General features: G+C 40.2%; 20 protein-coding genes and 1 pseudogene. 11 read left to right on the plus strand and 10 right to left on the minus strand.

Translation table 11 applies throughout. The features are described 5' to 3' along the window. Window positions 1-135: 135 nt before the first annotated feature. Both L2737_RS20730 and L2737_RS20735 read right to left on the minus strand, forming a co-directional pair. Window positions 136-720: a hypothetical protein gene (locus tag L2737_RS20730; RefSeq protein ID WP_248956969.1), complete on the minus strand. Its 585-nt coding sequence runs from the start codon at window positions 718-720 to the stop codon at window positions 136-138. A 64-nt stretch (window positions 721-784) separates the two neighbouring features. Further along, window positions 785-2,989, minus strand: coding sequence for an LruC domain-containing protein (locus L2737_RS20735; protein WP_248956970.1), 2,205 nt, complete (start codon window positions 2,987-2,989; stop codon window positions 785-787). Window positions 2,990-4,279: 1,290 nt separating this feature from the next. Between L2737_RS20735 and L2737_RS20740 the strand changes: the two genes are divergently transcribed. From L2737_RS20740 to L2737_RS20755, 4 genes are all read left to right on the plus strand, one after another. Next, window positions 4,280-4,846: a low molecular weight protein tyrosine phosphatase family protein gene (locus L2737_RS20740; protein WP_248956971.1), complete on the plus strand. Its 567-nt coding sequence runs from the start codon at window positions 4,280-4,282 to the stop codon at window positions 4,844-4,846. A gap of 30 nt (window positions 4,847-4,876) precedes the next feature. After that, a complete protein-coding gene (locus tag L2737_RS20745; RefSeq protein ID WP_248956972.1) occupies window positions 4,877-5,119 on the plus strand; it encodes a hypothetical protein in 243 nt (80 codons plus the stop codon). A gap of 98 nt (window positions 5,120-5,217) precedes the next feature. Then, the gene (locus L2737_RS20750; RefSeq protein ID WP_248956973.1) at window positions 5,218-5,610 is read left to right on the plus strand and encodes a hypothetical protein; all 393 of its coding nucleotides are present in this window, start codon (window positions 5,218-5,220) and stop codon (window positions 5,608-5,610) included. Window positions 5,611-5,730: 120 nt separating this feature from the next. Next, the gene (locus L2737_RS20755) at window positions 5,731-6,012 is read left to right on the plus strand and encodes a hypothetical protein (RefSeq protein WP_248956974.1); all 282 of its coding nucleotides are present in this window, start codon (window positions 5,731-5,733) and stop codon (window positions 6,010-6,012) included. A 47-nt stretch (window positions 6,013-6,059) separates the two neighbouring features. Here L2737_RS20755 and L2737_RS20760 read toward each other — a convergent pair whose 3' ends face one another. The 4 genes from L2737_RS20760 to L2737_RS20775 form a co-directional block, all read right to left on the minus strand. Next, window positions 6,060-7,253 (minus strand): glycosyltransferase family 4 protein, encoded by a 1,194-nt coding sequence (locus tag L2737_RS20760; RefSeq protein WP_248956975.1) that lies wholly within the window; start codon window positions 7,251-7,253, stop codon window positions 6,060-6,062. A gap of 226 nt (window positions 7,254-7,479) precedes the next feature. Beyond that, window positions 7,480-8,418 carry an SPFH domain-containing protein gene (locus tag L2737_RS20765; protein WP_102526431.1) on the minus strand — a complete coding sequence of 313 codons (939 nt, stop codon included), beginning with the start codon at window positions 8,416-8,418 and terminating at the stop codon, window positions 7,480-7,482. Window position 8,419: 1 nt separating this feature from the next. After that, entirely contained in the window at window positions 8,420-9,355 is a 936-nt protein-coding gene (locus L2737_RS20770; RefSeq protein ID WP_248956976.1) for an SPFH domain-containing protein, read from the minus strand. 67 nt (window positions 9,356-9,422) lie between these two features. Next, a complete protein-coding gene (locus L2737_RS20775) occupies window positions 9,423-9,899 on the minus strand; it encodes an NfeD family protein (protein ID WP_102526429.1) in 477 nt (158 codons plus the stop codon). A gap of 418 nt (window positions 9,900-10,317) precedes the next feature. Between L2737_RS20775 and L2737_RS22570 the strand changes: the two are divergent. Next, window positions 10,318-10,518 (plus strand): annotated as a pseudogene (locus L2737_RS22570) (hypothetical protein). A gap of 11 nt (window positions 10,519-10,529) precedes the next feature. On the opposite strand, the gene udp reads toward L2737_RS22570, so the two are convergent. Then, a complete protein-coding gene (gene udp / locus L2737_RS20785) occupies window positions 10,530-11,288 on the minus strand; it encodes a uridine phosphorylase (protein WP_248956977.1) in 759 nt (252 codons plus the stop codon). A 305-nt stretch (window positions 11,289-11,593) separates the two neighbouring features. Between udp and L2737_RS20790 the strand changes: the two genes are divergently transcribed. Next, window positions 11,594-11,803, plus strand: coding sequence for an HP1242/YdcH family protein (locus L2737_RS20790; protein WP_102526427.1), 210 nt, complete (start codon window positions 11,594-11,596; stop codon window positions 11,801-11,803). A 121-nt stretch (window positions 11,804-11,924) separates the two neighbouring features. On the opposite strand, the gene L2737_RS20795 is transcribed toward L2737_RS20790, so the two are convergent. Continuing rightward, window positions 11,925-12,389: a hypothetical protein gene (locus tag L2737_RS20795; RefSeq protein WP_229372338.1), complete on the minus strand. Its 465-nt coding sequence runs from the start codon at window positions 12,387-12,389 to the stop codon at window positions 11,925-11,927. Between the two features lie 283 nt (window positions 12,390-12,672). Between L2737_RS20795 and L2737_RS20800 the strand changes: the two genes are divergently transcribed. From L2737_RS20800 to L2737_RS20810, 3 genes are all read left to right on the plus strand, one after another. Further along, window positions 12,673-13,512 carry a mechanosensitive ion channel family protein gene (locus L2737_RS20800; RefSeq protein WP_248956978.1) on the plus strand — a complete coding sequence of 280 codons (840 nt, stop codon included), beginning with the start codon at window positions 12,673-12,675 and terminating at the stop codon, window positions 13,510-13,512. A 279-nt stretch (window positions 13,513-13,791) separates the two neighbouring features. Beyond that, a complete protein-coding gene (locus tag L2737_RS20805) occupies window positions 13,792-14,208 on the plus strand; it encodes a hypothetical protein (RefSeq protein ID WP_229372340.1) in 417 nt (138 codons plus the stop codon). Continuing rightward, the gene (locus L2737_RS20810; RefSeq protein WP_102526423.1) at window positions 14,205-14,408 is read left to right on the plus strand and encodes a helix-turn-helix transcriptional regulator; all 204 of its coding nucleotides are present in this window, start codon (window positions 14,205-14,207) and stop codon (window positions 14,406-14,408) included. Before L2737_RS20805 ends, L2737_RS20810 begins: the two co-directional genes overlap by 4 nt. A 34-nt stretch (window positions 14,409-14,442) precedes the next feature. Here the strand turns inward: L2737_RS20810 and L2737_RS20815 are convergent, their stop codons facing one another. Next, window positions 14,443-14,898 carry a GNAT family N-acetyltransferase gene (locus L2737_RS20815; protein ID WP_102526422.1) on the minus strand — a complete coding sequence of 152 codons (456 nt, stop codon included), beginning with the start codon at window positions 14,896-14,898 and terminating at the stop codon, window positions 14,443-14,445. Between the two features lie 205 nt (window positions 14,899-15,103). On the opposite strand from L2737_RS20815, the gene L2737_RS20820 reads away from it, so the two are divergent. Next, on the plus strand, window positions 15,104-15,817 hold the full coding sequence (locus L2737_RS20820) for a DUF3313 family protein (protein WP_248956979.1): 714 nt from the start codon (window positions 15,104-15,106) through the stop codon (window positions 15,815-15,817). Between the two features lie 61 nt (window positions 15,818-15,878). On the opposite strand, the gene L2737_RS20825 is transcribed toward L2737_RS20820, so the two are convergent. Then, window positions 15,879-16,757 carry a radical SAM protein gene (locus L2737_RS20825; RefSeq protein ID WP_248956980.1) on the minus strand — a complete coding sequence of 293 codons (879 nt, stop codon included), beginning with the start codon at window positions 16,755-16,757 and terminating at the stop codon, window positions 15,879-15,881. A gap of 232 nt (window positions 16,758-16,989) precedes the next feature. Here L2737_RS20825 and L2737_RS20830 point away from each other — a divergent pair, with 232 nt between their 5' ends. After that, window positions 16,990-17,187: a hypothetical protein gene (locus L2737_RS20830; protein WP_248956981.1), complete on the plus strand. Its 198-nt coding sequence runs from the start codon at window positions 16,990-16,992 to the stop codon at window positions 17,185-17,187. The last annotated feature ends 138 nt before the right edge of the window (window positions 17,188-17,325 follow it).

A 17,325-nucleotide genomic window follows, 5' to 3' on the forward strand; every position in this document is an offset into this window, starting at 1 on the left:
AACTTAGCTAATCAACTTAGCTAATCAACTTAGCTAATCAACTTAGCTAATCAACTTAGCTAATCAACTTAGCTAATCAACTTAGCTAATCAACTTAGCTAATCAACTTAGCTAATCAACTTAGTCGATCATGCTTTAATCAATAGTAAGAGACTGTTCCTCAGCTTCCATATCATATGACCACATCTGATAAACAGGATCTGAACCATCATAAAACCACACCACAGCGACTAAGTTTTGTTGATGGTTTGCCACCAATAGTGCTTCAGATAAACTGCCTTCATCTAATGCACCACGTAATAAACACGATTCAAAGTTCACCGTAACCTCAGCACCATTTTGCTCAAATTGGTCACACAATGAGAAGTAACCTCGCTGGGTTGAATCAAGCGCCACATCAATCGCTAGCGTGAATGCCGCTTGTAAGTCAAAGTCTGCATCCACAACTAAGTCATCAATCGAAGTTGCTGGAGGCGTTGGCTCCGTTGGCGGTGTTTCAGGATCTGGGTCAACTGGCGTCTCCGGTGTTGTCGGGGTGGTAGGCGTCGTTGGTGTAGTCGTAGTCGTTGGTGTTGACGCTACTGGTTCTGGAGAACTATCGTCTCCCCCACCACCACAAGCGGTTAATTGTGTCAGTAACATTGCCATTGCAACGCTAGTGCTTTTAATACCGAAACCTTGATTTTTCAGGTTTTTAGCTTGTTGAGTTAATGTTTTCATCGTATTCACCTTAAATTCCGTTTACTGCTTAATTGAGTTAAATTGATTTGCTGCAATAGCGTCATTAGTCTTTGAAAATTAACGAGTCAGTTGCATTTAAATACCAATATGGCTTGGTTTCACCTGACTCATCTGCTGCAAACTCAATAAACTCAATATAAGCACTATCAACACGTTGGTTTTCTGCAGGATGCTGCCATGTATCTGGTACTTCTATTGCCCAGCTCATGCCATTTTCATCTTGGAAATAATGCCCTTGCGAAGCGGCAGAAGCATCGTCGTGCATGCCTAAAAAGCGCGTATCGAATAAGTCTGTTGGTGCTTTGTTTTTTAGATGAATTTCTAATTTACGACCCGGGTTTTGACCATCAGTAATATTTTTAGCCGCTAAACTATGGTCAGTTCCTGGGGTTGCAAAAATAAATGGGTCATAGGGAAACTCTGGCATATCATCAACATGAACAGAGTCAACAAAGGGTACGGTCATCTGCCAAGTTGCGCGATATTGGGTGCCGCAACCTGGTTCGGTTCTGAAGTATAAACAGTCATTACCGGGTGTGGCGTGTTGCCATAAATCTTCACTGAATAACAACACTGCGTTAGTTTGGCCTGCTTCTAACGGCGAGGTGGTTTGTTTAACCCCTTGCATACTCCAGTCAATCGCAGACTCTTGCACATTACCGCGGCCAATATCAGGTAACTGCACCGCAAAACCATTGTGGTAGGCTGCACCCATTGCCACTAGCTGTGCATCAAACGCCACTCGGCGAACCATATCATTTTTACTAAACTGGCTAATACGTAGCTGCATGACCACATCGTTCATATCAAAATCGCCTTGATATGGGTATAAATCCTCATAAGCTAACGTGGTGTATTCAGAAGACGATGGGTAGTAGCTGATAGTGATACCGGTTTCGGTAACAGTAATTGGATAATCCTCTACCTCACCATCGCTCACACCACCTGTTGGCAGAATGTCCGCCACCGAACTGAGACGGAAGCGAGCCCATGTATCACCTGTTGTAGCCCAGTTTGGAACATCAATTGATAACGTAGTGGTGCCCGCATTGACTGAACGCGCTGCAATGACTTTTTCATCAGTATCGAATTCGCCATTTTGGTTCCAATCAATCCAGCCATTTAAAAAGGCAGCATCGCCTTGGGTGGTGACAATCAACATGGCACTTTCACCAATCTCAAACCCTGTAGGCATGCTGATACCGTCATCATCATCAATGCCATCACTTTCATCATCAGAAAGTGGCGCTGGGTACCCATCGGATTCATTGTCTACTAAGCTACCTAACGACATGCCAGCAACAATACCGTGGCGAGCACCATTTGAGTCAATCAAGGTGCCGTAGCTGTCAGGTGCGTCACCAAAGTCGACACTGTCACCCACTGGGACTTCAGCAAGTGCACAACGAGCACCATCATTAGAGGTTGATGACGGACCATAAGAGAAGAGTTCAGCAGCGGGGTTGTCACTATCAACGTTGACTTTATACACGTTACCGTCGCCGTTGTTACTTAAATAAAGGTTACCGTCGGGGTCAAAAAATTGTGCGCCAAAAGTAAAGCTACCACTGCTTTTAGTAATAACCGTTGCAATGGTTTCTGCTGCACCTGTGCTTGGGTCAATTTTGATTAATTTACCTGTACTCCCGTTAGTCACGGCATACAAAAAACCGTTGCTTGGATGAAAGGCAAAATCTGTTACGTTGTAGGTGGCATTGGATTTACTACCTGGGACAATGTTCATTGGGTGATCGTTACCATCAAGCGGGACAGTAAATAAGCCTTTATTTTTACGGTAGCCGTACCATACGTTTTCATTGATCGCGACGTCACCAACATAGAAATTTCCAGCTGCAGCAGCTGAACTGTCTTTTACGATAGTTAGTGGTTCAACTTGATAATCCTCACCCACTTTACCCACAGTGCCATGTTCATAATCCCAGCCATATAGATAATTATCTAGATAACTGAAACCCACACCATTAAGTGACTTAGTAAGCCCCATATCAGGTGACAACACGGTGTAACTACCTGTGCCTAATTCAACCCCGAAGGTTTTTGGCACACCCGATGGTGTTTGTACAATAAAGGCTTCAGTTGGACACGCTTCAAAAGCTTCGGCAGCATAGGTATTGGCACTAAACAATGCCATGCTAGTACCAATAGCAATGCTACTGAAGCTTAAAATTTTGATCATCTTAGCGTTCAAAGCATTGGCGTTTACGGTTTGTTGTGTCGGTATTTTCATATTGCATCTCGCTATTCATTATCAGGATGTAACTTGATAATGCACAGTGAGTGCCAACTTTAATTACCGAACAAATACATAAGCTTAGTTGGTTTATGGAATTATTTATTGTTTTATAAATGCATTCTGCAACGCATTCTGAATGTGAGAGTTTGTGATTTTTAAGGTTGAAATGGTTTGAATTAGTTCGATATGTATTGTTCCAAACTTTGTTTGGATTAAAGTCGAGGTGTTCCTATATTTCCAAACTCCGTTTGGATTAAGGTTAAAGTCGTGGCGCTTCACCCGCACTAGATTGCAGCTGCTCAGTTACTTTCCAAACTCTGTTTGGATTAAGGTCAACGTCGTGGCGCTTCGCCCACCCCAGACGAAAGGGAAACAACAGCATTTCCCTTTTCGATATCCCTTGCCGCTCCGACGAAGTGTTGTTCCTCATGCTAAATGAGCGAATTTGCTATCGCCTCAGATTCGCCATCCCTGGCTCAACTGAGGCTATGTCGGCGTCCTGCCTCCATCACGCAAATTAGCTCAACGCATTCGGACACTTCCAACGGAGTCTATTGAGCCCGAAGATTCATTTGTTTTAGCAAATTCATAGAGTATTTTTTAAAACTAGGAATGTTCAATTTGAATTGAGGTAAGCAAGAAAATTGAACACTCAAAGAAGATCAAAAGCATATTAAATACAAATAACTTCCTAAAAATTAAGAACAACAAGCGAACTTGCAGGCTCAATGATCCCCATTGAAATTGCTGAAATGTGTTGAAGAAAATGGCGTAAGCCTGACAGGACGTCAGGCTAGCTTTCGTTTGGCCATGGATGGCCTATCGGAATCGTTAGCTATTTTCGAATAAGCATGAAGCTTACTCGCTTTGAAAGAGTAATTTCGTTGGGGCGGCAGAACTCTTTATATATTAATCAGCGAGAAGGGAAATGCTGTTGTTTCCCTTTCGTCAGGTGTGGGCGAAGCGCCACGACTTTGAGCTACTCCAAACATCGCTAGACAATGAAACAAGGTAGCTAACTCTAACGCTATCATAATAATCAATTTAAAAAATTGATCATTATTTTGCAGCAACCTTTATCAGGAAAGCCTGTTTAATTTTAAGCTGTAAAAATAAATTAGTACTTATATCAATCAGATAAAAAATATAGGATGATATTAATCAATAACTTAAGCCGCCGACTTCATAAGGCGAGCCGTTTAATAAGCTGTTAGGGGCTTTAAGCTCCGCACCAAATCTCACCGTATTATTGCGGCTGCTGAACCCGATAAATTGATGAGAATTATGGATAACGACAGAAATAAAGCTTGGAGACAGGCAAAGAAAGAATGTAAAAAACTCAAAGAAGATGGACATATTGAGAAGCAATTTACTCCAGAGAAAAACTGGAAGCTTATGTACATTCGCTCGAAAAAATTAAAACGAGCTAAACAATTAGGGATTGATTACCCTCCAATAACATTGAGACAAAAATTAGATTATGAAATGCCAATTGAGGACAGTAATGTGAAAAAAATCCTCTTCATATGTAGTCGTAATCAATGGCGTAGTCCTACTGGAGAGCAAGTTTGGAAGAACCACCCCGAACTAAACGTTAGATCAGCTGGTACGAGCCCTAAAGCTAAAAGAACAGTAAACGTCAAAGATATTCAATGGGCAGACGTGATTTTTGTTATGGAAGAAAAGCATAAAAACAAGCTTAAAGCTGAATTTACGAGGCTACTAAATTATAAAGATATTCAAGTATTAGATATTCCTGATGATTATCAATATATGGATAGTGAGTTGGTAGAGATTATGCAACAAACAGTGGGCAGCTACCTAAGTATTAGCCCGTTAATTGGGCATTAGCTGCAAAAATATAAATCTAAAGGATTAGTTATGGATTCATTGTCAGAAATTCGTTTTTGGGCATTCTTACTTATTCTGCCCCTTGTCATTATTGGTGCAGTTTATAACATTGGATATTTGGTTGGTTACAACATCATGTCAGAAGAGGTCGGTTTGCCATTAAATTATGGCTCAATGGGTCTTATTGCTGCTGGTTTCTGTTCAATTCGACCTTTTATTAAAACCGTTGGCGAACTCAAAATTAAAATTTCTAGCAAATGTTCAGTAAACTAGAAACCAGCTAACAGGATATTAAGCAAGGACTATAAGAGTTCATTAACTTGCTTACTGTGATGCACCTAATTAACAGACGATATGTGGCAAGGATAGCTATGAATTGGATTCGTATTATACAATATTGCTTTATTCTTGTTATCGCTCAAACAGGATTAAGTACATTACTATCAGTACTTTGGGGAGTAGATTATTATTCACCTAAATCTTTAAATGAACTACTTATTTATCAAAAACTACCATCTGCGCTCTTAAGTATTTTCATTTTAACCATCTATGCTAAACAACAGGTTAACCGAACAATCCTTCACTTAGCGTTATCCTTTTCAGCTTGTTCATTGCTAAGTTTCACGATGACTTTATTACTGCTAGGAGAGTTATTTATTTCTCCTATGTGGATGATTAATTTCCCTATTGATGTCATCACTGTTTTAGCTGCATTTTGTTTAGGTAAGTATTTTCGGGGCATCAATAAAGAAGCCGCACAGTAAAAAATTTAACCCATAGAACAGTTACCTACTCTTCTTTCGCCGCTTAATTTGACCAGCTAGTTATTGTCTGTAGTGTAAATATTTCCTTTTAATTGAATGGATTCAATAATGAATAAATGGATGATCAATAAACAAATTTTTATGCTTGGCTTTTTACCTGTTTTAGGTTTGCTAGTAGCACTGCTTTTGAACGTTATTGCAGGCCCTGCTTATACAGGTTCAGTTAATCAAAGTGCTTTGCAGTTATATTTTATCGGTTCGATTATCTGGTCGTTTTTGGCCTTTTTCATTGGGGTATTTATGTACTCAAAATGTAGTTACATGAATCACATAAAATTTATACTTGGCTTGTTTTCTGTAGGTTTAGGGGCTGCGCTACCTTGGTTAATCGGCATATCATAGTAATTAATCGCCTTTAAAATCGTTAGGGCGGCTTAACTTCTTTTCTATTACTGACTTTCCTTCTTGTCTTCTAAAAGCTGCTTAAACAAACTTTTCCATGCTTGTTGTAGCTCAAGCCATTGCAGGGCTTGCCACTGTTCAATGTAGTCAGGATTGGAGTCGACAGAGCCAACAGCCGTAACTTGGCTGTCTGCAACGACTTGGCATTCTTCTGTCGCTTGAGCATCCACCAAGGAAGTTGCTGCTGTTTGAGATAAAAAATGATTAATGGCATCTGCAATCGAATCAGCTGAAATAGGCTCTGCGATAGTTGTTATCGCAGATTGATGGCCATCATCAATAAGGTGATGTTCTGCATGCTGGTTAATTTGATCGCCTAAGCCATCCACTTGGCTTGAAATAATCGGTTTATTCATTGCTAGTGATTCAATGAATATCAGCCCAAATGGCTCCCATCTTGACGGGATAATGACGGCATCACAGGCTTGTAAAAAACTGGGGACATCATCTATTTTACCGACAATTTCAACATTAGTTACCTTTGCTGCTAACGCGTTAAGCTCGTCGAGTTGCTCACCTTCTCCAGCTAACAATAATCGACACGGTGACTTCACCTGCTGCATGGCTTTAATTAGTAAATCAAAGCCTTTTTGAGGGTGAAATCGGCCATAAGCGGCTAACACCGGAGTCTCATTAGCGTTTAGCTTATCTTGGCTTTTGCTAGGGCTTTTGTTAGGGATTTTGTTAGGGATTTTGTTAGGGATTTGACTAGCGATATCACTGGCGGTAAAACGAGTTAAGTCTCGACCCTGCCCTAATAAAGCAATTTTTTGCTGAGAAATAAGCTTATGTTCTAGCATCCATTGTTGCTGTGAAGGTGCGATGGCGATGACTTTATCCATCAGCCAATAATTCAACTTCAGCATTAAATAAAAACGCTTGGGAGATTTTATTTGTTCACTGACAAAAGCGGCGCTGTAATGATGCTCTTGCAGCACAAATGTGGCGTTTCGATGACGCCATTTAAACTGAATAATGTTGAGCAGGTTTCGCCAGTTTGATGCCCCATGAAGGCAGATAATGTCGGCATCGCTATTGATATTCACAGGCGTTGAAAAATCGATATATTGAATATCGAATGCAAAGTCATCTTGCAACGTGGAGCCACACAGGCTTTGCAGCGCAAAATTAACGCCGCCCATGTTAGGGTCATCGACACAATGCAAAATCTTAGGTTTCATCAAATTCCATCAGTGATAAGTTAAAACATAACAAGGCAGCAGCCAGTTAATTAAACATAACGTTATCTCATTGATTTCGCAAAGGCTTCGTTTGATAGTAAAGGTTAATCGTAATACCCGCTTTAACGATAAAAAAAGAGGCTAGCGCAGTGCTAGCCTCTTTTAGTTTATTTTATCTAGGTTAACTTAATACTCAGCGTTTTGAGTTAACCAAAGCAGCTGAAAGCTACTTCTTCTTTTCGTCTTCAAGACCCATACTATTTAACCAGTAGTCGAAGTTAATCATACTGCCGGGTAAGACCACACGGTTGTCTTTGTCGCTTAAGCCACCCAGTTGTTTAAAGTACTGCTCACCGAGTTGCAGGCGCAGCGCACTTTGACCACCCGGTTTTGAAATCACTACAGCCAACTTTTCAATCGACTCTGCTGTTGCTTTAGCAAGGGTTAAAATTTCCTCAGCTTTACCTTCAGCTTCGTTGACAATACGCTGCATTTCACCTTCTGAGCGGTTAATGGTTTCAGTCATGATACCTTCAGAACGGTTGATTTTACTTTGCTTATCACCTTCACTTCTTGCCAGTAATGCACGGCGCTCACGCTCGGCGTTCACTTGCATTTCCATGGCATTTTTAACGGTTTCTGGTGGAGTAATATTCTTGATTTCATAGCGATGAACTCGAATGCCCCACATGGCCCCCGCTTCATCGAGTACTTCAACCACTTTAGCCGAAATGACGTCACGTTCTTCAAAGGTGCGGTCTAAATCAAGCGTACCAATCACTGAACGTGTGGTGGTTTGTGCTAGCTGAATCGCCGCGTAACGGTAATCAGTAATACCATAGCTCGCTTTAACAGGATCAGTGACTGAAATATAAATCACTCCATCCACTTCAACATTCACTTCATCACTTGAGAAACATTCTTGTGGTGGCACATCAATGGTTTCTTCTTTCAAGTCATGTATATAAGCCACTTTATCGATAAACGGCACCAGTGCGTGAAAGCCTGCATCTAAGGTGCTGTGATACTTACCTAAACGCTCAACAATATAGGCCGATTTAGTCGGTACTAAGCGAATAGATTGAAACAGCTTTAACACGAAAATGAGAAATATCGCGCCCCAAATAATCATCACAACAAAATCGGTATCAATTCCATTTAACATATTAACGTGCTCCTTTTGTTGCTGCCGGTGCTTTAGCTACCGCGTGAGTCACTTGCTCCATGCCCTCAAAGAAGCCTTCAAGCTTGGCCATTTCAGCCGGGACAATCGACACTTGAGATTCAGACAAGATATTACCGACTTGGCTGATGAACTGCTCTTTAAGCATCATATTCATTGCATCATTACCGCCTTCATTATCAAGGGCGGTACAAATCATATTCATGCCTTCAGATTTAGCTTGAGCAATAATCGTTATCTGCTGACCCGAGCCTACTGCTTCATTAATTCGTTTCTGTTTTTGCCCTTCGGACAAGTTAATTGCCTCTTGGCGTTCACCTTGCGAAATATTAATCATCGCGTCTTTTTCAGCATTAGCTAAGGTAATCTCAGCACGTTTACGACGCTCGGCTTCCATTTGCTTTTCAAGCGTATGGATAACGTGAATCGAAGGGGTAATGTTTTTGATCTCGTAACGCAGTACTTTGATCCCCCAAGGATCGGATGCCTTGTCAATCTCACGAACGATAGATTCGTTTAAGCTGTCACGTTCTGAAAAGGTTTGCGACAAGGTCAATTTACCAATCTCTGAACGCATGGTGGTTTGTGCAAGGTTAACGGCAGCGCGGCGGTAATTCTCAATACCATAACTGGCTAACTTACCGTCCATGACTTTTAAATACACTAAGCCATCAACTTCTAGCTGGGTGTTATCTTTTGAAATACAGCTTTGTGGCGGGACATCTAATACTTCTTCACGTGTATCGTGACGGTAAGCAACGCGATCCACAAATGGCACTAAGAAATGAAATCCAGGTTTTAGTACGGTTCTAAATTTTCCTAAACGTTCGATCACATTGACCTCACGCATAGGCACTATCAACATCAGTTTATAAAGAATAAACATGATAAATAAAAATGCGATGGTTAGTTCAAACATACTTCCCCTTCCTTTTGTAAATATGGTTTTTACTTAAATTCGATTAGTGTTAAAGCGCAATAACACTTTAATTCGGTGTTTCGGGTTCTGATTCAACGTAAGGCTCAACAATCAATCCGATATTCTCACGACATATAATACGCACTTTGCTGCCTGATTTGATCTCGGTGCCATCACCTAAAGCAGGCCATTCAGTGCCAGAGAACGTCACGCGTCCTTCATGTTCACCGGGGCCAATATCCGCTTTTACCGTGACAACTTGATTATATAAATCCATTTCTTCATCGGTATTATCCACATGAGCATCACCACCAATCATTTTTTGAGTGATATGGCGAAAACTCAGTAACAACACGATTGACGTAATAAACCATAAAGTAAAGCTTTGTGTTGCGCCGTCAACAATCCCTGCAAACAATGCTGCAGCGACGATAACACATGCAGCGCCGAGTAAGATTACGATGCCGCCCGGAACGATAATTTCCGCGACCATTAAGATAAGACCAACAATTAACCAAATGCTGGTTGGATTTGAAAACTCCATATACCCCCCTGTAAAAACGTTATCATAAAATCCTTTAAGCTATAAAACCCTGTTCGGCATCCTCTTTAGTTGGGATAGCGTGAATTGTATAGACTTGATAACTGTTGGAATGCCTAAGGCATAGTAGTAAAAATATTAATGAAAATAGTAGTAACAATGACGACAGATAATCGTTATCGATAATGTCTGCTAAGTGCGACATATTATGTCAACAATACAGTAAAACGATGAAATTGCAATCACATTCCCTCGTTGAAGGGTTAGGTTTACATTAAAAATACTTCATCATTCGTAAAAAAAAGGCAACAAAAAAGGTGCCGAAGCACCTTTAATTACAATAAGTTAACTAGGGCCTGTTGAACTTTGCCGGTTAAGTTTTGTTCGAAATAAAAGCGTTTTAATTGAGGCGGATGGATTGATGCCTAGTCATCTAAGCAAGATTCATCCAACAAAGAGTAAAACGCTTTTAGTCGAACCCTTTGGGCAGCGTTTGTTGGCGATTTTTACTGCGTTATCGACTTTTTATGTAGAATAACTACACCACAAAGTCTCTGCCTTGTATAAATGGCCAACAATTCGCTGCAAAAACAACCTTGAAAGATCAACAGGCCCTAATTAGACTTAATAATATTAAGCCAATAACTTACGAGCAGCATCAACCACGATGGTAATTGCGCTGACTTCGGTTTTCTTCATCATCGCTTCATCAGGGATCTCTTGCTGAGTACGATTTACGATAACACCCGCTACACACGCTGCGCGCCAGCCTTGAGAAGCACACATAGTGAATAAGGTTGCTGATTCCATTTCATAGTTAAGCACGCCCATTGACTGCCACTCTTTCATAGAACCTACAAAGCGACTTGTCACGCGACCAGAAACGGTATCATAACGTTCTTGACCTGGGTAGAAAGTATCTGAAGAAGCGGTAATACCTATATGAGGCTCTAAACCATAATCGCGACATGCTGCAACCATAGCAGTCGTACAATTAAAATCAGCTGCTGCTGGGAATTCAAGCGGCGCAAAGTGCAAGCTTGCACCGTCTAAACGCACTGATGCTTGAGTCACAATCACATCACCCACATTAACTTCAGGTTGAATCGCACCCGTTGTACCCACTCGCAAGAAAGTCGTCACACCTAATTGTGCTAATTCTTCTACTGCAATTGAAGTCGATGGACCACCAATACCCGTTGAGCAAACCACAACAGCTTTGCCATCAATGTAAGCAAGATACGTTGTATATTCACGGTGACTTGCTAAGAAAGTCGCGTTGTCCATTAATTCAGCAATTCGCTTAACTCTTTCTGGATCGCCAGGCACAATTGCCAAAGTTGCGCCATCAAGCATTTGCTTGGTTAAACCTAAGTGAAATACGTCGGCCATGTTGAAAACCCCTTTCATTATTGAATATAAAATCCTAATTGTGTCGACTTTAACCCACTATCCACTCAGTTAAGGTTAACTCGATCACATAAATCTTGATATTTATAAAACGATTGCCGTGGCAAATTTACAAGCGCAAACATCGTTAGCTAATTTAGCGCACCATAAACCACCTAAAAAATAATAGCTAATTTTAGTTCATTTAGGGCAATTTTACCCAATCAAGCAATAGTTGATCTTAGTCACGTTACCTAGGCAAAAGAGGGAGTAATTTTAAGTTAACAGTAACGAAAAGGAGTTGTTCTATGTTTCCAGAGTACCGTGATTTAATCAGTAAATTAAAAACATCAAATGCACATTTTTCTAGGATTTTTGATGAGCACAATCAGTTAGATGAAAAAATTAAGCATCATGAAAAGCACTATAATAGTGACACCACACCTGAACTTAAAATCCTTAAGTCGAAGAAGCTACATTTAAAAGAAGAAATTTATACCATGCTTAAAAAACAGTAAGCGGTAATTTCGCTTATTTACTGTAAGCATTTACGAGTTAACCTTGTAACGCAAGCAACAAAAAAGGACGCATAGGCGTCCTTTAGTTTTAGGCTAGATTAAGTCGCCTTTTTGAGTTGAATTACTGCTTACTGATTGCTTCAACAATAGCGTCACTTGAGTCAAAGTTCTCAATGCTGACTACGGTAAATTTATCTAATACAATAACTGTTGCCATATCTTTTTCCGCAGGCCAAGAAGCGGTCACTTCACCTTCACGATCAAGCCCCATTGAAAAAGGTAAATCTTTCATTTTTGGGATTGCAACAAAACGAGCAATTAGTGAAGGCATGCCGCTGATATCAGCAATATAAGCCAAGTTTTCAGGCTTTTTCTCTGCTGGAATTGCCTCTAAGGCTTCTTGGATGAATTCGCCACCTTTCATACCACGGCTAAATAGTACAACTTGGGTTTGCTCGTTAATCACTAACGGTTGTTCAAATTGATCTTCTAACGTCACAGGTTCAATTTTATCGTTCACAGCAAACACATTCGCTTGTGCCGTCGTCATAAAAAATAAACTTACTACAAATAAAATTGCTTTCATCTTGTTATTCCTGAATTAGGGTTTAAAGCCTTAATCATAGAAAAAGTCTTCAAATAGAGGGTGCAATGCACTATACCTTAATGAGATTCCCTACCTATTAACTAGCCTGAAAAACTTGAGGTATCTCACGTATTAACGACATTAAAATTAATGAAATAGGATTAATGAATATTTTGTGAGTCTAATTATGTAAAAACGTTAAAAAACAACCCAAGACAACACTTAATTACAACACTATAATCAGTGATTATCTGTTTATTCATCTAATAAAAAGACCATCATTATGAATGAGACCCCAGCAGGCTTAGATCAAGAATTAGCTCAACTGCAAAATGTTTATGAGTTGCTGACAGAGTTTATTGTCCAATATAGCTTCCAAATAATTGGTGCTATTATCATTTTGCTCATTGGTATCTGGATAGCTAACAAGATGTCTGATGTGGTGACCAATCAATTTGAAAAACATAATATTGATGTCACTTTAGGTAACTTTGTTTCAAACCTTGTCAGAATTACCATCATAGTCATGGTATCGATTATTTGTTTAGGCAAACTCGGGATCAGTGTGACGCCAATGGTCGCCGCTATTGGTGCTGCCTCATTGGGCGCTGGTTTAGCGTTACAAGGCATGCTTGCCAATTACGCTGCAGGCGTGACGATTATTGTCACTAGACCTTTTGTTATTGGTAACACTATCGAGATCCAAGGCGTGTCAGGCGTCGTACAAAAAATTCAACTAGGACTCACGATTCTGACTAACGAAGAAGGCGAGTTAATTCATATTCCTAATAAGCACATTGTTGGTGAAATCTTACATAACTCTCAAGAATACAAATTGGTCGAAACCAAGTTCAACATTGATTATGAAACCGATCCCAAAATTGTGACTACGTTAATTACTGACGCATTATTGTCTCAAGAGAAAGTGAATCAGTCTCGTCCGCCACAGGTTGGTATTAATGACTTTAATAGCATAGGAATGGAAATTGGTGTGCGCTATTGGGTACCAACTAAAAGTTATTATGAAGATAAATATCAAAGTAATTTAGCCATTTTTAGCGCATTAAAAACCGCTAGCATTACCATTCCTTGTCCGGTGAGAGAGATACACCTACAACATTAATCTACCGTTAGTCGATCACTCCCTTACGCTCACTGAGCGAGTTATGGTTATAACTCGCTCAGTGATTTATAGCTTATAGATTAGCAGCTTAATAACTCCCCACCCTTTCAAAAATGTCAAATAGTTCCCTCTAGCGCCTATAGCTATGTCATGCCAACTTGATAAAATGTCGCTAAAACTTGACATTTTAATTTTTAAAGCACATATTTAAGTCAAGCTTACTTTACATAAAGACAAGTTAAGTTTAATTTTAAATCAAAATGGTTAACAGGGTGTTCTATGAATGATTCAATGGATAATGATTGGAAAAAGTGCAACAGCATCAACACAATACGATTAGCTAAATGGACTGCAGCATGGGTGATAACGCTCGCAATAACAACCTTTGGGCCTATCTTTTTGTGGCCTGAAAATGACATCATCACGGTGGCTACAATTGGAGGAAACTTCTTGGTGGGTATCGGTATGATCTGGGCCAATAAACAACACCTCGCTTCTCTCGATGAGCTACAACAAAAAATTCAGTTAAATGCCATGGGCTTGAGCCTTGGAGTCGGATTAATTGTGGGTATTAGTTACTCAACCCTAGCTACAACAGGGATAATCAACGCTCATGCCGAAATTTCTCATCTTGTCATCGTCATGAGTTTGACCTACATGGTCGGCATTATATTGGGTAATAGGAAATATCGATGAATAACAGATTAAAAGTGCTAAGGGCAGAGCACAATTTAACTCAGGCGCAACTGGCTGACTTATTGAATGTATCCAGACAGACTGTTAATGCGATTGAAAAAGGTAAATTCGATCCGAGTCTGCCTTTAGCCTTTAAAGCAGCAAGATTATTTAAGCTCACAATTGAAGATATCTTCCAAGATGAAGAGGCCGTATCTTGAATAATAAAAGCAGCTAATAGTGCGTTTATTTCGCTTATAAACTCAGGGTCATAAACACACTATTAGCGTCTGCTTTATAATCTGCAAAGGGGCCGCATTCAATAAAACCATGGCGAGCATATAACGTTCTTGCTGGGATAAAAAAATCCATGGAGCCCGTTTCTAAGTTAACTGTTTTAGCCCCGCTAGCTTTAGCCTCATTGAGCATAAAGGTCAATAAAGTAGCTGCAACACCACGGCGGCGAAATGCACTCGATACTCGCATAGATTTTATTTCAACATCTTCTACTGAATATCGATTAATCGCACCACAACCCGCTAATTGGTTGTTTTCCCAAATAGTCCAAAAGTCGATATGAGGTTGGCGCAGTTTAGATAAATCTAATGCGTGTACACTGTCGGCAGGTGAAGTCGCATACATATCTTGTAAATGCTCAGTCAATAACTTAGCTACGTCATCGCCTGTGAGGTCGTCGAGTCGAATATCCATATTTATCATTCCTTTTGCTACTCATTCTCTTTTTACCAAGCTTACTTGGCTATTACAACTACCACTTTAATGACGCTATAACCTTGTATCTCAACGATAAAATAGTTAACCATGATATCTTAGCTTAACAGAGACTAATGCTTTGATTGACTCTTTTGATTAAGCTGCCATATTTACTAACAGTATTATTTAAGGGATTAATCATATGCGCAATCGTCAGTTTTACCCAGCTATTCTAGTGACCAGTATATTGTTCAGCCTTATTGGCTGCGCCTCTGGACCCGCGACACTGCAACAAGGCCCTGATGCTGAAACCACTAAAGATGGTTTAGTTAAAGTCGATAATTCAAAGCTCGCACTTTCATATGCAAGACCTAATGTGAATTGGCAGCAATACAGTAAACTGTATTTTAAACCGACAAAGGTCACCAACGATCACCCTGATGATTATCGCGCACCGAAAATTGATAGGCAAAGCGACGGTTTAAACGCAACCTACGACCTACCTCAAGCGTCATTAGATAAAATGGCGCTACAATTTTCAAAGACCGTTGCCGATGTGTTTAATAGCGAGCAGCCTTTTGAGTTAGTCACGCAAGCTGGGCCAAATACATTAATCATTGAAACTGCAGTCACCGATATTCGCTTAACTGCTCCGATTGAAAAGTCTCGTAGAAGCTTTAACTCATCAGGTAAAACATACACCCAAAGCTCAGGCTCGATGGTGTTATTAGCCGTGCTTAAAGATGCTGAAAGTGGCGAAGTGTTAGCGAAAGCTGCCGATCGTGCGATGGGATTTGATCAATGGCGTCAAAACACTCAAGTATTTAATTGGGGAGATGTCAAAACGGTTTACCGTCGCTGGGCAAACGACTTCAAAAATGCCTTAATTGAAGCCAATGCTCAAACTGGAAACTAACATTTTACATTCATTAGTTTGAATCAAGCGCCTTAGGTAAATAGCTTAAGGCGCTTGTTGCTTATAAGCCTCGCTGCCATTCTTGGCGAAGTGGAATAGTCCCTGTAATTGCATCAGAAACTTGATTCAATAATTGTTGTTTATCCTTGCCAAGTACGCCTTTGAGCACTAAATAATTAGAAGCGTGATCGGATCTAAAAATGGTCTTGGTGAGCACAAGCTCTGATAATAATGTCTGCATCTCATTCAACAGCCCAAGCTGATCAGGTAATTCAAATTTACCATCAAACACGCTATCCATTTTCTCAGTGCCTAAGGGTAAGGTGACCACTAAAGTCGAAAGGTAATCAGGCTGGGCAGCATTCATTAATTTCGCTGAAGCTTTAGCATGTTGTTGCGATAACTGTTTACCGCCAAGTCCCATTAAAATCATCACCGACGACTTCATGCCCGCTTGCTTGATTTTTTCAAGCGCTACTAAGGAACTTGCGTAATCCTCACCTTTTTTAATCTTAGTGAGTACTTCGTCATCGCCACTTTCACAGCCTACATAAAGCAATGACAGCCCCATATCACGTAGTTCAGACAACTGTTCGACCGTTTTATTGGTCAAATTTCGTGGTAAGCAATAACTACTGATACGCGTCACGGAAGGTAAGTGAGTGTTAATTAATTCGCATATTTCTTTTAATCGCTTAAAAGGCAACGTCATCGCATCACCATCTGCCAAGAACACCCTAGAAATGGGATGACCTGACGCGGCAGCAGCTAATATATCTTGCTCAATCTGCTCAACTTTAGTTGCTCTAAACTTTTTTTGTTCTTGGGTGTACATGTCGCAAAAACTGCAGTGATTCCAGCTACAACCATTGGTTACTTGAAGGATCAGCGACTTCCATTCTGATGGCGGTCGAAACACGGGTTCAATATAATTAATCACACTTTTCCCTTTTTAGTGCTCTGTTTTAAATACGCCCTGTACGAATTACGAGCATAGCGATTGTTTTTTATTCTATTTTTTGATCCAAAACGTTTGAATTGCTCATATTGGTTGTTTATAGTCGTTTTGTTAACTAAATAATTATTCAGGCTAATTGATTATGAATCAAGTCGCATATGCACTCAGTGAACGTAGAGGCGAAGCCCTCGATCAATAGCACCATTGGGAACTCATGACAGCAGATCAAAAAATGGCGCTGTATGATCTCAACCGATTTGGTTACCGATTACTTTTTGTGAGAATGATGCCAGAAGGCCCTCTGGCAGTCATTGCTCAACAAAAAGAGTTGGCGACAATTGATTTTGAAGGCGAACTTAACCTACGCCCAGAGATCAAGTTACGTGATGAGTCTCAATCACAGTCTCAATAATAGTCTCAATCACAGTCTCAATAATAGTCACAAAGACTGTCTTAGTCTCAATGACAGCATTAGTCACAATCATCCTCATGGTTAGTTAAGTACTTTATTGCCCTATAAAAAGAGTGCCTTGGCACTCTTTTTTTATGG

The sequence above is a fragment of the Shewanella electrodiphila genome, from assembly GCF_023283985.1.
Taxonomy (GTDB): Bacteria; Pseudomonadota; Gammaproteobacteria; order Enterobacterales; family Shewanellaceae; genus Shewanella; species Shewanella electrodiphila.

What these genes read in the sequence shown, in the direction of transcription:
- L2737_RS20730 (WP_248956969.1), bottom strand. Translation starts at nt 720, where the DNA reads ATGAAAACATTAACTCAACAAGCTAAAAACCTGAAAAATCAAGGTTTC.
- L2737_RS20735 (WP_248956970.1), bottom strand. Translation starts at nt 2,989, where the DNA reads ATGAAAATACCGACACAACAAACCGTAAACGCCAATGCTTTGAACGCT.
- L2737_RS20740 (WP_248956971.1), top strand. Translation starts at nt 4,280, where the DNA reads ATGGATAACGACAGAAATAAAGCTTGGAGACAGGCAAAGAAAGAATGT.
- L2737_RS20745 (WP_248956972.1), top strand. Translation starts at nt 4,877, where the DNA reads ATGGATTCATTGTCAGAAATTCGTTTTTGGGCATTCTTACTTATTCTG.
- L2737_RS20750 (WP_248956973.1), top strand. Translation starts at nt 5,218, where the DNA reads ATGAATTGGATTCGTATTATACAATATTGCTTTATTCTTGTTATCGCT.
- L2737_RS20755 (WP_248956974.1), top strand. Translation starts at nt 5,731, where the DNA reads ATGATCAATAAACAAATTTTTATGCTTGGCTTTTTACCTGTTTTAGGT.
- L2737_RS20760 (WP_248956975.1), bottom strand. Translation starts at nt 7,253, where the DNA reads ATGAAACCTAAGATTTTGCATTGTGTCGATGACCCTAACATGGGCGGC.
- L2737_RS20765 (WP_102526431.1), bottom strand. Translation starts at nt 8,418, where the DNA reads ATGTTAAATGGAATTGATACCGATTTTGTTGTGATGATTATTTGGGGC.
- L2737_RS20770 (WP_248956976.1), bottom strand. Translation starts at nt 9,355, where the DNA reads ATGTTTGAACTAACCATCGCATTTTTATTTATCATGTTTATTCTTTAT.
- L2737_RS20775 (WP_102526429.1), bottom strand. Translation starts at nt 9,899, where the DNA reads ATGGAGTTTTCAAATCCAACCAGCATTTGGTTAATTGTTGGTCTTATC.
- udp (WP_248956977.1), bottom strand. Translation starts at nt 11,288, where the DNA reads ATGGCCGACGTATTTCACTTAGGTTTAACCAAGCAAATGCTTGATGGC.
- L2737_RS20790 (WP_102526427.1), top strand. Translation starts at nt 11,594, where the DNA reads ATGTTTCCAGAGTACCGTGATTTAATCAGTAAATTAAAAACATCAAAT.
- L2737_RS20795 (WP_229372338.1), bottom strand. Translation starts at nt 12,389, where the DNA reads ATGAAAGCAATTTTATTTGTAGTAAGTTTATTTTTTATGACGACGGCA.
- L2737_RS20800 (WP_248956978.1), top strand. Translation starts at nt 12,673, where the DNA reads ATGAATGAGACCCCAGCAGGCTTAGATCAAGAATTAGCTCAACTGCAA.
- L2737_RS20805 (WP_229372340.1), top strand. Translation starts at nt 13,792, where the DNA reads ATGAATGATTCAATGGATAATGATTGGAAAAAGTGCAACAGCATCAAC.
- L2737_RS20810 (WP_102526423.1), top strand. Translation starts at nt 14,205, where the DNA reads ATGAATAACAGATTAAAAGTGCTAAGGGCAGAGCACAATTTAACTCAG.
- L2737_RS20815 (WP_102526422.1), bottom strand. Translation starts at nt 14,898, where the DNA reads ATGGATATTCGACTCGACGACCTCACAGGCGATGACGTAGCTAAGTTA.
- L2737_RS20820 (WP_248956979.1), top strand. Translation starts at nt 15,104, where the DNA reads ATGCGCAATCGTCAGTTTTACCCAGCTATTCTAGTGACCAGTATATTG.
- L2737_RS20830 (WP_248956981.1), top strand. Translation starts at nt 16,990, where the DNA reads ATGACAGCAGATCAAAAAATGGCGCTGTATGATCTCAACCGATTTGGT.